At 61.0% G+C, this 14585-nt stretch carries 13 protein-coding genes; 3 read left to right on the top strand and 10 right to left on the bottom strand.

The window, feature by feature from the left end:
* Position 1: 1 nt before the first annotated feature.
* The gene (locus ACTF4R_RS09985) at positions 2-604 is read left to right on the top strand and encodes a hypothetical protein (RefSeq protein WP_440007697.1); all 603 of its coding nucleotides are present in this window, start codon (positions 2-4) and stop codon (positions 602-604) included.
* On the opposite strand, the gene ACTF4R_RS09990 is transcribed toward ACTF4R_RS09985, so the two are convergent.
* Together ACTF4R_RS09990 and ACTF4R_RS09995 are read right to left on the bottom strand one after the other, a co-directional pair.
* Positions 577-1452 carry a hypothetical protein gene (locus ACTF4R_RS09990; protein ID WP_440007698.1) on the bottom strand — a complete coding sequence of 292 codons (876 nt, stop codon included), beginning with the start codon at positions 1450-1452 and terminating at the stop codon, positions 577-579. The genes ACTF4R_RS09985 and ACTF4R_RS09990 overlap by 28 nt on opposite strands.
* Before the next feature lie 191 nt (positions 1453-1643).
* On the bottom strand, positions 1644-2576 hold the full coding sequence (locus ACTF4R_RS09995; protein ID WP_440007699.1) for a hypothetical protein: 933 nt from the start codon (positions 2574-2576) through the stop codon (positions 1644-1646).
* 218 nt (positions 2577-2794) lie between these two features.
* Here ACTF4R_RS09995 and ACTF4R_RS10000 point away from each other — a divergent pair, with 218 nt between their 5' ends.
* Positions 2795-4309, top strand: coding sequence for a DNA-methyltransferase (locus ACTF4R_RS10000; RefSeq protein ID WP_440007700.1), 1515 nt, complete (start codon positions 2795-2797; stop codon positions 4307-4309).
* A 9-nt stretch (positions 4310-4318) separates the two neighbouring features.
* Here the strand turns inward: ACTF4R_RS10000 and ACTF4R_RS10005 are convergent, their stop codons facing one another.
* The 3 genes from ACTF4R_RS10005 to ACTF4R_RS10015 all read right to left on the bottom strand — a co-directional run bounded on the left by ACTF4R_RS10005 (position 4319) and on the right by ACTF4R_RS10015 (position 6486).
* Positions 4319-5053 carry a thymidylate synthase family protein gene (locus ACTF4R_RS10005; protein WP_440007701.1) on the bottom strand — a complete coding sequence of 245 codons (735 nt, stop codon included), beginning with the start codon at positions 5051-5053 and terminating at the stop codon, positions 4319-4321.
* 96 nt (positions 5054-5149) lie between these two features.
* The gene (locus tag ACTF4R_RS10010; protein WP_440007702.1) at positions 5150-6112 is read right to left on the bottom strand and encodes a tyrosine-type recombinase/integrase; all 963 of its coding nucleotides are present in this window, start codon (positions 6110-6112) and stop codon (positions 5150-5152) included.
* The gene (locus tag ACTF4R_RS10015) at positions 6112-6486 is read right to left on the bottom strand and encodes a hypothetical protein (protein WP_440007703.1); all 375 of its coding nucleotides are present in this window, start codon (positions 6484-6486) and stop codon (positions 6112-6114) included. The genes ACTF4R_RS10010 and ACTF4R_RS10015 overlap by 1 nt, the downstream gene beginning before the upstream one ends.
* A 51-nt stretch (positions 6487-6537) precedes the next feature.
* On the opposite strand from ACTF4R_RS10015, the gene ACTF4R_RS10020 reads away from it, so the two are divergent.
* Complete coding sequence (locus ACTF4R_RS10020) at positions 6538-8016, top strand: replication factor C large subunit (RefSeq protein ID WP_440007704.1); 1479 nt, start codon at positions 6538-6540, stop codon at positions 8014-8016.
* A gap of 59 nt (positions 8017-8075) precedes the next feature.
* Here ACTF4R_RS10020 and ACTF4R_RS10025 read toward each other — a convergent pair whose 3' ends face one another.
* The 5 genes from ACTF4R_RS10025 to ACTF4R_RS10045 are packed head-to-tail and all read right to left on the bottom strand — an operon-like array spanning position 8076 to position 14527.
* Positions 8076-9662 (bottom strand): ABC transporter ATP-binding protein, encoded by a 1587-nt coding sequence (locus ACTF4R_RS10025; RefSeq protein ID WP_440007705.1) that lies wholly within the window; start codon positions 9660-9662, stop codon positions 8076-8078.
* On the bottom strand, positions 9655-10884 hold the full coding sequence (locus tag ACTF4R_RS10030; RefSeq protein ID WP_440007706.1) for an ABC transporter ATP-binding protein: 1230 nt from the start codon (positions 10882-10884) through the stop codon (positions 9655-9657). Before ACTF4R_RS10030 ends, ACTF4R_RS10025 begins: the two co-directional genes overlap by 8 nt.
* The gene (locus ACTF4R_RS10035) at positions 10881-11897 is read right to left on the bottom strand and encodes an ABC transporter permease (RefSeq protein WP_440007707.1); all 1017 of its coding nucleotides are present in this window, start codon (positions 11895-11897) and stop codon (positions 10881-10883) included. Before ACTF4R_RS10035 ends, ACTF4R_RS10030 begins: the two co-directional genes overlap by 4 nt.
* A 19-nt stretch (positions 11898-11916) precedes the next feature.
* Positions 11917-12903, bottom strand: a complete 987-nt coding sequence (locus ACTF4R_RS10040; protein WP_440007708.1) for an ABC transporter permease — start codon at positions 12901-12903, stop codon at positions 11917-11919.
* Between the two features lie 34 nt (positions 12904-12937).
* Positions 12938-14527: an ABC transporter substrate-binding protein gene (locus ACTF4R_RS10045; RefSeq protein ID WP_440007709.1), complete on the bottom strand. Its 1590-nt coding sequence runs from the start codon at positions 14525-14527 to the stop codon at positions 12938-12940.
* Positions 14528-14585: the final 58 nt, after the last annotated feature.

The following is a 14585-nucleotide window of genomic DNA, read 5'->3' on the forward strand; positions in this document are numbered from 1 at the left end:
CATGGCGGTAGAACTCGATCAAGTAGATGATGAAGTAACACATTCGTCGCTTTTAGACTCTGGGATAGAAATAGCGAACATCTCTGCAACCGTCGATATTGAAGGGGAATTCGACCGTGGCCGCCTCGCCGTCGATCTCCCAAATAGCGAATACAATCCTGAGAAACACCGCAGTCTTATCTATCGGTCACCGACGTTCTCTGGCTTCACGGTGCTTCTTCCACCAGCTGGTCGAGCAAGTCTCGCTGGAGCCAAGGACAAGGAAACGATTGTCAAAGGGGTTGAAGAATTTATGTCTTTGCTTGGTGACCTTGGTTTGAATCGTGGGTTCGGTGAAATCCAGATTGAAAACATCGTAGCTACTACAGAGTTAGATATAGATCTTGACCTCGCAGCTGTGGTGACCATACTTGGCTTTGAGCGGTCCGAATACGAGCCAGAACAATTTCCCGGGGTTATCTATCGGTCACCTGATGGTCCAGTCACCCTGATTTTCTCTTCGGGAAAAATTGTAATTACAAAAGTTGAGACATATGAAGCGGTTCTCTCTGCGTACGACCATATTAAAAGGACTCTCTATACTACGTCCGAGATACGGGAGTAGTCTATATTACGCGTTCGGAGTTGAATAGAATTGTCGTAGGCGTTGTAGATGTCCTTCTCTACTCGATAGTCATCACCTGTTTCTTGGAGTTGGAGATCATGAAACCAGGTATGCTTCTGGATGTCTAGATGGGTGAGATCCGACTCTCCGATGAGCGTCTCGTAGAGGACCTCTGCGAATCGTAAGTCGGCCAGGTCTCTGAGTGGTGGGTCTGGATTCTCTGGCGTCGGGAACGCCTCCGGGAAGACCACAATGTCCGGGATCACCCGGCCATCATCCGTCCGTGCCCCGGCTGGCGGGTCACGAATTACCATCATCGCGACGTCCTCGCCCTGATTAAAGCCCCACCGGACAATCCGATTGATGACCTCATTCAACCGTCCCGCCGGGCTCTTCGTGTTTCGTGCGTTGCGCTCGCTCCAAACTGTCAGGTGCTTTGTGTTGTTCGGGACGAGCAGGTGCCCAATACTTTGGCCCTCGCCACCCTTGACGTCCATAGCGAACGGCTCTCCTGAGTCCAGTCGCCCTTTGAAGTCAATCCGCTCGCCACCGCGTTGGTCGGTATAAGTGAGCGACCCATTCGCTTCGGCGGGGTCGAGAAAGACCTCCTGAACGGTATCTTCGTTGTCAGCGCCGTGCTCCTGTCGGAGCACACCCCCGAGCGAGAAGATCGCGTCCTTCAACTCACGTTGATAATCTCCAGGGGTGATAGGCTCGTCCTCGAAGACTTCGGGGTGGCGTTCGCTGAGATTCCGAATAAGGTTCTTGACATCGTCCAATGTCTGCTCGCGCTCCGCCGTCGCAAGATCCGTAAAGCCCAGCGTCTCCGTCCACGGGTCCGTCGACATGTGCTGCAGAATCCAATCCTATACGATAAATCTCTCGACTCGAGAATATTAGATAGGTGCAGGCCGATATGGTCTAGCCAGACCCCGACAGAGGACAGACGGAGTGCGCTTGACCGGACAGAGACGACTAATCGTCTTACTCAGCGTCTGATAGCGAGAAGCCCTCAGGCCTGTTTCTACAGGCCCAGCGACTAATCCCCGTTCCCCGACCGGTATCTGGCTATCGAACTGGTAGTGATCGTAAGATCGTTTCGGTAATAATTATAGAGGTTTTTCTTCACTGGATTCGCGTGCTCATCTGGATCCCTATAATGGAGGTCGTGAAGCCAGATTCGTTTCTGGACTATTTCTGATGTGATATCGTCAATCCCACAGAGAACATCAAAGACCATTTTGATGAACGCCTTATTCTCGTCGGTGAGCTCGGCCTTCCTGTGTTCACCCGGGCTCATCGGGAGTTGCTCGGGGAGAACGACGATATCGGGGTATGGCGCATCGTCGGAGTTGTAGGTTGTTCCGGGCCCAGCTACATGGTCACGAAGTACGATATACGAGATCGTGTGTTCGTCCTCATCGAGTGCGTCCTTGACGACCCGTGAGATAATTTTTGAAAGGCGTGAACTGGGTTTGATATCCCGACCGGTTGTCAACTCACTCCACACAATCGACCTGTCTTTGTCGATGCTGAAATCCGCCGTGGTAAGGCTGTTCCCCTCCCCGCCCTTTGCGTCCATAAGGAACGTCTCACTGAGATTCGTGAACGTCCCCTCGAAGTCAATCTGCTGGTAGCTCCCTTCCTGGTACGTCAGATATCCGGCCGCTTCTGCGGCCGCCAAGAAATCCTGTTCGACTCGCTGCTCGCTTTCGATTCCCCCCGTCGATTTCTCGGTGCCGTCATACGACGCGACGGCCAGCCGAACAATACGACCGTACTCCTCGGGCGTCATCTCCCACTCCTCGAAGATTTCCGGGTGTTCCTCGTGCAAGGTCAGGAGGATCGCTTTCGCCTCCTCTTTCAGTTCGGTAGTGAACAGCTCCTCTTCGAGATTAGTGTACCCGAGATCGTCGGTCCAGGGATCCACATTTGACGGGTTCAAGTGGTCTTTCCAAGAGTCGTCGCCCATCTCTCTTATTCATTGATAGCTCGATAGTTATATCTACGGAACCACGGCCTCACCTGTCGATTTATAGTATTCGGTACTTTGGCGGCGGAACTCATTCACCTAAACCGATAGTTCCCTCCGGTTGTTTCATTCTGTAAACTGCGTCGGTATCTCGGACGTAATTTTATTTGGGTGAAACCGCTACTATTGAATAGGTAGGGGGGAAACCGGAGGACAACATGTATCTCGTGGACTTCTCGTCAAAACTCGCCGACGCCGAGTCCCTTGAGGGACTCCTTGCGGAGACCGCGGGAGTCTGGGAGCACTTCTATGACGAGATGGACGAGACCGAGACCCTGTGGGTGTTTGCACCGAACGAGTACCGCGACACCGCTGTCTGGCCTGTGTCGATGGTCCTGGCGGATGCCATTCGTGACGAAGCTCCCTTCAGCCTCAAGAATCTCATCGTTCGATATAAGAAACCGTCCTCAACCGGCCGGTTACAGTCGGTCTATGAATCGATTCTATTGCTGGTGAAGGACCAACAGAAGTATCAATTCAACAAGGACAAAATCCGTATTGCGCACGTCTACGAAGGGAATGAATGGGGCGACCGCGAGACCGGTCAGAGTGCATATCACGATACGGAGGTCCGTCGTTACAACCCCGACGGCAAAGACCCGGGGAACGTGTGGGTAGAGGAAGTCCGCAGCGAGACGGACGACGAAACGGTTGACCAGGTCCATCCTATCTCGCGACGGGAAGCGCTCACACGGTGTGTACTCGCGGGCTCAGCAGACGATGAACTTATCCGTGGCTTGTGGGTTGGTGAGGAGTTCCAAGCCATTCTACAAGAAGACGAGAACTGGCAGCGGGATTTCGACGAAGTCGAGCTTCAACCCGAAAGGACGAATGCCGACTTCACTCCCTATACCAGTGATATTGGTGAGCAATCAACTGTCAGTGGACGTCGTGTCGAGATGGATGGGCTCCGGGTCCATTTCCAAAGCAGCGAAGATATGAGCGATGTCGAGTCGGGGAGCGTCCAGTCGATCATCACGTCGCCTCCATACTGGAACCTGAAGGACTACGGCCACGAGGCCCAGATTGGCACCGCCGACGAGTCCTACGACCACTACCATGAGCGGATGAAACGGGTGTGGGCGGAGTGCTATGACGTGCTGAGCGAAACCGGGACGATGTGGATCGTAGTGGACACAGTGATGAACCGGGGCGACCTCCGGTTGCTCCCGCAGCACATCGCGAATAACGCCGAAGACGTCGGGTTCGAGCATTGGGATACCGTCGTCTGGTACAAGCCGACGGCGATCGCGGGGATGAGCAAGCGAAACGTCGTAAATAAACATGAATACATTATATCATTATCGAAGACCGAAGATGTATTCCTGAATACAACTCCAGATTCCCCGAACGGTACTGAGGATCCGGCAGTGCTCGAGTCCGGGGCGCTGGGGAATCTCTTTCGGCATCCCGTTAAACGGGGAACCGCCGGACAGAACGTCCTGCACAAGGCTCCGTATCCCCAGTCCCTTATCGACCGGCTTGTTCGGATTTCGACCGAGCTAGGCGACACAGTACTTGACCCGTTTTTGGGTAGTGGAACGACAGCAAAATCCGCTCTTGAACACGACCGCGACTGCATCGGATACGAACTCAATGAGGAATTCGAAGATGTCCTGCGTGAACGCTTGGGAGTTGCAGAAGAAGACCAGCAGACCCTCACCGAGTTTTGATTCCCGATATCATTTCTCTCTGTTTACGTGTCTATCTTTCGGAGCACCATTAGAGAGCACTGAGTGAAGACGCCGTGCGTCCGATGAATCTCGGAAGATCGAGTTATGGGCAGTCTCGACAATATAGCCCGGCTCGTACCCCGTCTGTCTGCACATCTCCGCGAGTAAGAGCGCAAGACTCAGGAGATTTCCATAGCACTTGGTATCTAGATACTGGCTCCGGAACGTGGCGTAGAGGTGCAGTTGCTCTCTCCGAGGCTTGAATTGGAGTTGCGTTAGACAGGCGATATTCGATGCGAGTGGTCGACCATGAGTCGCCTTTCGGAGATCGGGCTCAAGCTGGAAGACCTGCGCAACGAGTGCGTTTGTTGTCTGCCCGTGATTCCCCTGTTTGAGGCGATCAGCGATTAGCTGAATTTGATTACGCCGGGCCGTTAGCCTGGCCGCGTACATGCCGCTGAACAGCTCCTCAATACGGTCCTGCACCCAGTACCCCCCGGTAGTACCGTCATAAAATTCGAAGCTCTCGAAGGGGTACAGCGCCTCTCCTGCGTTGACAATCTTCTCCCAGTCGGCTCTCTCTATCGTGAGATTCTGATAATCAAGAGAAGACACTGGGTCGGAAATATGGATGATATGATAATCGTGAGGGAAAAGACCATGGAGCCGAGATTGTAGGAGCGCCGAATATGCTGTTCCGACCTCAGGAGCAGCAACGTAGGGTGTCGTCTCAGGCGCTATCATAGTAAAGTATAATATTTCTTACAGCTTAACACTTACGACCGATTACCAGAACAGGTCTGCAGTAGCATGGATGCAGAGAAACAAAGAGTAGCCAGACTACCGAGGTGCATACGTCTTCTCGGCCTCCCGAATGTCGTCCGTCCGGAATTTGAGATACTGCCGTGTGACATCGATATCAGAGTGCCCAAGCAAGTCTTGGAGATAGACGATCGGCATCCCGTTTTTGGTCCGATGGACCGCATAGGAGTGCCGGAATGTGTGAGGCGTGATTCGATGCTGGGGTTGGCCACGGACGTCCGTAAAGACGACTTCCTGAAGGTTTGTTCGGTCAGCTACTTCATGAACGATCTCACCTAATCGTTGGGGTGGCATCTTGGGCGACTCCTTAGTGAGAAGCAGATACTCCGACTCGCCAGCTGAGAGGTACTTCCGTCGGTCACCTTCGTCAAGCCACTTCCGAAACATGCGGGCAAGCTCGTATCGATAATAGACTGTGCGTGTCTGATTCTTCCCGCGCTGCTGCTTGGACGTCTGGATCTCTATCTGTCGGTTGTCTCTATCAATGTCTTCAATGCGAATGTTGCAGGCCTCAGAGACACGGACTCCGGTTTCCCAAAGGAGCCGGAGGATCAATTCATCGCGAGGATTACGGCATGCCTCAAGAAGCGATTCATACTCTCCAATATCAAGGTAACGAACTTCGGAATGAGTATCGAGTTCTGGTTCGTTAGAGAGCCACGTCAGGTCAACCGATTTGAATGGGGTTTCGTCAATGACGCCGCGATTGGCAAGCGCTCGATAGACAGCCGACAAGTCATATGCTTTATTGAGAGTTGATTTGTCGGTATAACCTTCGAGTATCAACTTATCCAGCCAATCATTGATGAGTTCGGCATCCGGCTCTAGTATCTCACTCCCGTTCTCCTCACAGAACTCACGCCATTGCCGGAGAGTTGTTTCGCGGTTCTTGAGGGTGTGGTCCGATTTCCGTGCTTTGACTCGGGTGAGGTGGCGTTGGATGGCTGGATTCCAGCTTTCGAATTCGTCGCTTCCCGTCATCATTTGTACCTTCTTGGGTCACCGTCGTAGTCGTCGTGACCCAGTTCTTCTAAAATATAATCAGCAGTGTACATCGAGTGCTCCTCAACGACAAACTCGATAACCTCCTCTAGTTGCTCTTCCTCAACGTTCTCAAGCCGTAGGAGGTCAAGCTGGTCCTCGATGTTCGCGAGCCGCCCCTCAATTTCATCCAGGTCGCCGTCGACAACCGGGGGGTTAAGTTCCGAGGGCTCTGAATCTTTGTCACGTGCAATGTACTCTTCAACAGCAGTCCGGACAAGGTCGGATATGGAGTCTACCGCAGGCTCTTCTGCCGCGTATTCTGACCACCGGGCTTTCTGGTCGTCGGAAACCACGACTTGCACATGTGTCATAAGTGCGTGTACGGACGCCGACTATATGAATCATAAGGAGATAATGATAATATGACCGACTGGACGGAGAAGTACCGCCCGAGCACGCTCTCGGAGGTTCGCGGGAACAACAAGGCCCGCGACGCCCTGAAGGAGTGGGCCGAGACGTGGGACGACCACCGGGACGCCGTCATCCTGCACGGCAGTCCCGGCGTCGGCAAGACCTCGGCCGCGCACGCGCTGGCGAGCGACATGGGCTGGCCGACGATGGAACTGAACGCCAGCGACCAGCGCACGGGCAGCGTCGTCAAGCGCGTCGCGGGCGAAGCGGCCCAGAGCGGGACGCTGACCGGCGGTTCGTCGGGGCGACGCCTCGTCATCCTGGACGAGGCCGACAACCTGCACGGCAACGTCGACCGCGGCGGTTCGCGGGCCATCACGCAGGTCGTGAAGGACGCCGGCCAGCCGATGGTGCTCATCGCCAACGAGTTCTACGACATGTCGAACACGCTCCGGAACGCCTGCGAGGACATCGAGTTCCGGGACGTCTCCTCGCGGAGCATCGTCCCCGTGCTGCGGGACATCTGCCGGAAGGAGGGCGTGGAGTTCGAGTCCGACGCCCTGCAGGCCATCGCCGACAAGAACAGCGGCGACCTGCGCTCGGCGGTCAACGACCTCCAGGCCATCGCCGAGGAGAGCGAGCGACTCACGGAGGACGACGTCGTCACGGGCGACCGCGACACGACCGAGGGCATCTTCGACTTCCTCGACGCGCTCATCAAGAAGGAGGACGCCGAGGGCGCGCTGCGGGCATCCTACGACGTGGACGAGACGCCCGACGACCTCATCAGCTGGATCGAGGACAACGTCCCGAAGGACTACGAGGGGGAGGAACTCGCGGACGCCTACGGGTTCCTGGCGAACGCCGACCGCTGGCTGGGGCGGGTGCGCGCCACCCAGAACTACTCCTACTGGCGCTACGCGACCGACAACATGACCGCCGGGGTCGCCGCCGCCCGCCGGGGGCAGAAGGGCGGCTGGACGCGCTACGGCCCGCCGAGCACCTGGCAGAAGCTCGGCAGCAGTCGGGGAGCGCGCGACACCCGCGACTACGTCGCCCGGAAGATAGCCCAGGAGGGCGGGGTCAGCATGTCGACGGCGCGGCGGAAGATACTCCCCTACCTCGCCGAGATGACCCACCACTGCAAGAACCGCGAACTGACCGTGGCGATGGCCGCCCGCTACGACCTGGAGGCGGAACACGTCGCCTTCGTCACGGGCAGCGGCAAGAGCACGAACAAGGTCCAGGACATCGTCGCGGACGCCGAGAAACGCCGCGAGGAGGCCGCCGTCGAGCACTCCGGCGGCGCGTTCGAGGGGAGTGTCCGACAGAACGGAAACGGCGACGTCCGGTCGAGCGACGACGCGGAGTCCGACGGCGACGAGACCGACTTGCCGGACGCCGGGGGCGACGAGAACGCGGACGGCTCGGCGGACGAGGGCGACGAGAACGCGGACGACGACCAGGCCGGCCTCGGCGACTTCGTCTGACCGACCCCGATTCGGTGCTTCTCCCGGCGACCGACTGACCACCGCGAGCCGAGGGCCCGTCAGTCGTCCGCCGACGACTCCACCTCGGTCCCGGGGGCGTCCTCCGTGTTGACGTCCTCGTCGGTCGCGGGCTGGTCGTAGAGGTGGCAGGCGGCCGGATGGTCGCTGTCCTGCAGGACGGGCGTCCGGCGCTCGCAGACCGACTCGAAGCGGTCGCGCATGACGTCGACGGCCCCCTCGCGGTCGCCGTCGAACAGGCGGTCGAACGACTCGGCGACCGTCGCGCGGTTCTCGCCGCCGAGGTCGCGGTCGAACTGCTCCGCCCACAGCTCCTCCCTGACGGCGCTCTCCTCGACGCTCTCGGGGTCCTCGTCCGGTCCCGCTGCGAGTTCGCGGACCGAGTCGAGGGTGAGGTCGCCGGACTCCAGGCGTTCGCGGTAGTCCATCACCTCGCGGTACGCCTCCTGTTCGATGCGGACGTCGTCCGGCGGAATGACCCTCGGACAGCGCGTGCGGAACCGGCAGCCGGACGGCGGGTTCCGCGGCGAGGGGACGTCGCCCGACAGCGTGTGCACCTCGCGGTCCGCCTCGTCGGTGTCGGCCCGCGGGACGCTGTCCAGCAGCGCGCGCGTGTAGGGATGTCTGGGGTCGTTGAATATCTCGTCGACCGGCCCGAGTTCGACGATTTCGCCGAGATACATCACGGCCACGCGGTCGGAGATGTGGCGGACGACCGAGAGGTCGTGGGCGATGAACAGGTACGTCAGGCCGTACTCCTCCTGGAGGTCGTCGAGCAGGTTCAGTACCTGCGCCTGCACGGAGACGTCGAGGGCAGAGACGGGTTCGTCGAGGACGATGAACTCCGGTTCGAGCGCCAGCGCCCGGGCGACACCGATGCGCTGGCGCTGCCCGCCGGAGAACTCGTGCGGGTAGCGGTCTATCTGGTCCGCCGAGAGGCCGACCCGCTCCAGCAGTTCCATCACGCGCTCGCGGCGCAACCCTTTGTTCGACTTGTTCACGTCGACGTGGACGGTCCGGGCCGATTCGTCGACCGAGACAGACACCTCGTCCTCGTCGGTCGGGCCGTCGTCGTCGGTGTCGATGCGCACGGCGTCGGAATCGTCGTCAGCGTCGTCGCTGGTCTCGTCGGCAGGAGCGAGTCTCACGCGGACCTCGGGGTCTGCGGCGTCGAGGTCCACGTACTCGCCCGCCGTGACCTCCCACGCCGAACCGAACTCGACAGCGACACCGACGCGTCGACCCGCAAGCCCGTGGACGTCCAGGGGTTCGCGGACGATTTCGCCCGCGGTCATCCGCGGGTCGAGGCTGGAGAACGGGTCCTGGAAGACGACCTGGGCGCGCTTGCGGAACGGCGTGAGGTCGTCCACGTCGAAGACGTTCTCGCCGTCGAACTCGACTCGCCCGCCGGTCGGTTCGCGCAGGCCGAGCAGCGTCTCGCCCGTCGTCGACTTGCCACAGCCGGACTCGCCGACCAGTCCGAGCGTCTCCCCCTCGTGGACGTCGAAGGAGACGCCGTCGACGGCCTGTACGCTCTGGGGTTCGCGCCCGAGCAGGCGGTCGAACAGCGAGTCCTGTTCGTAGTAGTACTTCTCCAGGTTCCGGACGCTGAGCAGCGGTTCAGTCATCGGTCTCGACCTCCGTTCGCTTCGTTCCGGCGTCCGGACCGCGCTCGGTCCCCTCGCCGAAGTAGTCGTCCGGTAGCGCACGCGACTCGTCGTACTCCGTCTCCGCCAGCACGCAGCGCGCCCCGTGTTCGTCGCTGCCCGCGGCGTCGAACATCGGCGGATGCTCCAGGCAGTCCTCCATCGCCTTCGGGCAGCGGTCGGCGAAGTAACAGCGGTCCGCCATCTCCTCGTCGAGGAGGTCCGGCACGTTCCCCTCGATGGGCTGGAGCCGCGGGTCCGGGTTCTCCAGGTCCGGAATCGACCCGAGCAGCCCCCGGGTGTAGGGGTGGACGGGGTCGTCGAACACGTCCGCGAGCGTGCCGTGCTCGACGATCTCGCCGGCGTACATCACGCCGACGCGGTCGCACATCCGCGCGATGACGCCGAGGTTGTGCGTGATGAGCACGATGCTCATCCCCGTCTCCGCCTGCAGGTCGGAGAGCAGGTCGAGAATCTGGGCCTGGATGGTCACGTCCAGCGCCGTCGTCGGCTCGTCCGCGATGAGCAGGTCCGGTTCGCCCGCCAGTGCCTGCGCGACCATCGCCCGCTGGAGCATCCCGCCCGAGAACTGGTTGGGGTACTCGTCGGCGCGCTCGGCGGGGTCGGGGATGCCGACCTGTTCGAGCAGTTCGACGGCGCGGGCGCGACTCTCCTCGGTGACGTACTGCTGGCTGGAGAAGACACTGCCCATGATGAGCTTCGCGAGGCCGTACCCCTGTGTGCGCGAGCGCGTCGAGCGCGGGTTCGCCGACGCTCGCCGCTGGACCTCGACGGCCTCGGCTATCTGCTCGCCCACGGTGAGCGAGGGGTTGAGACTGCTCATCGGGTCCTGGAATATCATGCTGAACGAGGGGCCCCGGAGCGCGCGCCGCTGGCGCTCGTCGAGGCGGCGCACGTCGACGAAGTCGCCGTCCACGGCGTCCGGGCGCTCGTCGGTCATCTCCTCGGCCAGCGTCTCGTTGCGGTACCAGACCTCGCCGCTCGTTATCCGGCCGGGCGACTCCACGAGGTCGATGAGCGAGAGCGCGGTGACGCTCTTGCCGGACCCCGACTCGCCGACGACGCCGAACACCTCGCCGTCGCGCACGTCGAAGTCGACCGACTCGACGGCGTTGACCTGCCCCTTCTCCGTGAAGAAGCGGGTCGAGAGGTCGCGCACCCGAAGCAGGTCGCGGTCGCTCACACGCCACCTCCCTCGCCCTCGATGCCGGGGTCGAGCGCGTCGCGGAGCCAGTCACCGAGGAGGTTGATGCCGATGACCGTCAGCACGATGGCGATTCCCGGAATCGTCGATATCCACCACGACGTGGCGAGGTAGTCGCGTCCCTGCGCGATGTCGAACCCCCACGAGAGGTTCACGCCGGAGAACCCGAGATACGACAGCGCGCTCTCCAGCAGGATGATGGCCGCTATCTGGATGGTCGCCAGCACGATGATGGGGGTCACGCTGTTCGGCAGGACGTGCTTGCGCAGGATGAAGGGGTCGCTCGCGCCGACCGACCGGGCGGCCTTCACGTACTCCTCGCTCTCGACGGTCAGCGCCTCGCCGCGGGCGACCCGGGCGAACCACACCCAGTTCACCAGCGCGACGACCAGCACCACCGTTCCCGGGAGCGCGACGGTCTCGGGCATCCCGGGTTCGAACCCGGCCGCGACGATGGGGTCCGGGAACCTGAAGACGGCGCGCCTGAACAGTCCGACCAGCGCGATGGCCAGCACGAGCGAGGGGAACGCCAGCATGATGTCGGCGCTACGCATCAGCGCGTCGTCCACCAGTTCGCCGTAGTAGCCCGCCACGAGGCCGACGACCACCCCGATGAGCAACGCCAGGGCCGTCCCGAAGAGGCCGACGAGCAGCGACGTGCGCGCCCCGTAGATGACCCGCGAGAGCATGTCGCGCCCGAGGTTGTCGGTGCCCAGGGGGTGGGACGGTTGCGCCTCGACGTAGGTCGTGTTGTTGACGACCTGGATGCTTCCGTTGACGAGTTCGGAACTCGTCTCCGTCGTCTTCTTGCTGAACCCGAGCGGCGGCAGGTTCGAATCGTCGAGGTTCTGGTTGTGCGGGTTGTGCGGCGCCAGCATCGGCGCGAACACCGCCACGAAGAGGACGACGACGACGATGACGACGCCGACCTTGGCGAGCAGGCTCTGTCGGAACTCCCGTTCGAGATTTCGAAGCGTGCGCGGCGATATCATTCGAGAACCACCTGCGATGTCATTCGTAGACCACCTGTGGATTGATGTAGGCGTACAGCGCGTCGACGAGGATGTTCAGCACGACGAAGCCGGTGCCGACGACGATGAGCGACCCCTGAATCAGCGGCCAGTCGCGGGCGTTGATGGAGTTGATTATCAGCGTCCCCAGACCGGGCCACGCGAACACCTGCTCGGTGATGACCGCGCCGCCGATGAGCGTCCCGAGCTGGAGGCCGAGAACGGTGATGACCGGGATGAGGGTGTTCCGGAGCGCGTGCTTGTACCGCACGAGCGTCTCCGGCAGCCCCTTCGCCCGCGAGGCGCGGATGTACGTCTTCCCGAGTTCGTCCAGCATTCCGCTCCGGGTCAGTCGCGTGATGAGCGCGGTGAAGTACGTCCCGAGCGTGATGGCCGGGAGGACGATGTGGCTGAGCCAGGTCACGAAGCCGCTCAGGCTCCCCTCGGTCAGCAACATCGTCGTCGCCTCGCCGAACCCGACGATGCGCTGGCTCGTCGGGAGCGGGCCGCCGACGGCAACCACCAGCACCAGCATGATGCCGAGCCAGAAGTTCGGCGTGCTGATGCCGGCGAGCGAGAACGTCGTCGCCGCGTAGTCGAGGGGTTCGTGGCGGCGGGTCGCGCTGACGACGCCGAGCGGAATCGAGAGAACGACGGCGACGACGCTCGCCGCGATGGCGAGTTCCAGCGTCGCCGGGAGCCGAGCGAAGATGCGCGTGCTCGCTTGCGTCCCCGAGATGTACGAGTAGCCCATGTCGCCGTGCAGCAGCGCCCAGAGGTAATCGAAGTACTGGACGTATATCGGCTGGTTCAGCCCCAGTTCCTGCGCTATCTGTCGTTTCAACTGGGGGCTGGCGTCGAGAGGGGCGATGAACGTTATCGCACTGCCCGGGGTGATGAACCGGAGCAGGAACACTACGGTCACGACGCCCCAGATGACGAAGACACCCTGGAGGCTCCGTTTGAGTAGGAATCGACCCATCGACATCTACGACCACCCCCTCGAAGCTGCCTGCATGGCGTTACTTCTGGGAGATTCCGTAGGCGTTGATCCGTTCGTCGCGGCGGGCCTCCCACTGGAGTTCCTGGTTGACGCCGTAGACGCTGTACTGGCGGTTGAGGAATATCCACGGCGCCTGGTCGTGGAGTATCTTGTTGGCCTGCTGTAACTTTTGCTTGCGCTGGTCGCCGTCCGACATGTTCTGGGCCTCCTGCATCAGCCGGTCGACCCTGTCGTTGCTGTACGAGGTGAGCGCCCCGTCCGTGGTCAGCAGGGGGATGATCGTCTGGCTGGCGTCGAACGTCGCGTTCCCCCAGCCGATGAGATAGAAGTTCGGGCCGGTCTCGATGTCGCCGTCGGTCAGCTCGCCCGCCAGCGAGGTGAAGTCCCGCTGCTGGACCGAGCAGCTGACGTTGTTCAGCTGGTCTATCTGGCGCGAGACGGCCTGGGCGATCTCGACGTCCTTGAGGTAGCGTCCGACCGGCGTGTGGAGCGTGATGCTCGCCCCGGCGTGGCCGCTCTCCTCCACCAACCGCTGGGCCTTCTGTTTGTTCGCCGGGTAGGGGTCGACGTTGCCGTTGTATCCGGTGAACCCCTCCAGCGTCGGCTGTCCGGTGGAATCGGCGAAGCCGGAGAGGATGTTCTCGATGATGCTCGGCAGGTCGATGGCGAGGTTCAGCGCCCGGCGGAACTTCTGGCTGGAGAACGGCTCGACGTCGTAGCGCATCGCGTTGTAGATGATTCGCGTGCTCGGCACGGGTGCGATGCGCGCCCCGTTCGAGTTCTTGACCCGGCCCGCGGACTGCGGCGGGACGTTGACGACGATGTCCGTTTCGCCGTTCAGCAACTGGTTCACGCGCGTGCTCGACTCCTTCGCGGCCTCGAACGTGAGCTTCGAGACGTCGGCCGGGTCGCGCCAGTAGTCCCCGTACCGCTGGAACACGACGCGGACGCTCTCGTTGTAGTTCTGCAGCTCGAACGGGCCGGTCCCGTTCATCTTCTTGGCTATCTGGTCCGTGTTCTGGACCCACGACTTCTGCATGACGTCGCAGTAGGACGCGAACAGCGAGAACACGACGGGGTTGATGCCCTCGGAGTTCACCCGCACGGCACGCTCGCCGTCGACGACTTCGGCCCCGGTCACGCCCGAGAGCTGGTCGCGCTGGGGGCTCTCCAGGCCGCCGGTGTCGGGCTCGACGATGCGGTTGATGCTGAAGGCGACGTCCTCGGGGGTCAGTTCGTCACCGTTGTGGAACGTGACGCCCTCCCGGATGGTGAACTTCACCGTCCCCTTCTCGACGCGTTCGTGCTCCGTCGCCAGCTTGCTGATTATCTTCCCCTCCGCGTCGCGCGCCAGCAGCCCCTCGTACGCCTGGAGAACGACGTTGTCGGTCGTCGTCTCGCGGTGGTTGTGCGGGTCCAGCGTCGACGGCATCTGGCCCTGCGTGATAGTAACCTGGAAGTTCTCCGGCGGTTCGCCGCCGCCACCGCCGGTGGTCGTGGTTCCGTTGCCGTCCTGATTACCGCCAGTACAGCCGGCGAGCGCCGCCGAGGCCGCCGCACCGCCCGCGAACTTCAAGTACGAACGTCGACTGACCTTTGCGTCAGACATACCCGCAACATGGCTCCCTTGGACTTAAATATCTATGCCAATCCACAGCATGCATCGA

The sequence above is a fragment of the Halomicrococcus pelagicus genome (genome assembly GCF_051917725.1).
Classification (GTDB): Archaea; Halobacteriota; Halobacteria; order Halobacteriales; family Haladaptataceae; genus Halomicrococcus.

Bases quoted from the DNA above. Each gene is read 5' to 3' on its own strand.
- ACTF4R_RS10015 (WP_440007703.1), bottom strand. From the start codon at position 6,486: ATGACACATGTGCAAGTCGTGGTTTCCGACGACCAGAAAGCCCGGTGG.
- ACTF4R_RS09990 (WP_440007698.1), bottom strand. From the start codon at position 1,452: ATGTCGACGGACCCGTGGACGGAGACGCTGGGCTTTACGGATCTTGCG.
- ACTF4R_RS09995 (WP_440007699.1), bottom strand. From the start codon at position 2,576: ATGGGCGACGACTCTTGGAAAGACCACTTGAACCCGTCAAATGTGGAT.
- ACTF4R_RS10025 (WP_440007705.1), bottom strand. From the start codon at position 9,662: ATGACTGAACCGCTGCTCAGCGTCCGGAACCTGGAGAAGTACTACTAC.
- ACTF4R_RS10020 (WP_440007704.1), top strand. From the start codon at position 6,538: ATGACCGACTGGACGGAGAAGTACCGCCCGAGCACGCTCTCGGAGGTT.
- ACTF4R_RS09985 (WP_440007697.1), top strand. From the start codon at position 2: ATGGCGGTAGAACTCGATCAAGTAGATGATGAAGTAACACATTCGTCG.
- ACTF4R_RS10005 (WP_440007701.1), bottom strand. From the start codon at position 5,053: ATGATAGCGCCTGAGACGACACCCTACGTTGCTGCTCCTGAGGTCGGA.
- ACTF4R_RS10010 (WP_440007702.1), bottom strand. From the start codon at position 6,112: ATGACGGGAAGCGACGAATTCGAAAGCTGGAATCCAGCCATCCAACGC.
- ACTF4R_RS10045 (WP_440007709.1), bottom strand. From the start codon at position 14,527: ATGTCTGACGCAAAGGTCAGTCGACGTTCGTACTTGAAGTTCGCGGGC.
- ACTF4R_RS10040 (WP_440007708.1), bottom strand. From the start codon at position 12,903: ATGTCGATGGGTCGATTCCTACTCAAACGGAGCCTCCAGGGTGTCTTC.
- ACTF4R_RS10035 (WP_440007707.1), bottom strand. From the start codon at position 11,897: ATGATATCGCCGCGCACGCTTCGAAATCTCGAACGGGAGTTCCGACAG.
- ACTF4R_RS10000 (WP_440007700.1), top strand. From the start codon at position 2,795: ATGTATCTCGTGGACTTCTCGTCAAAACTCGCCGACGCCGAGTCCCTT.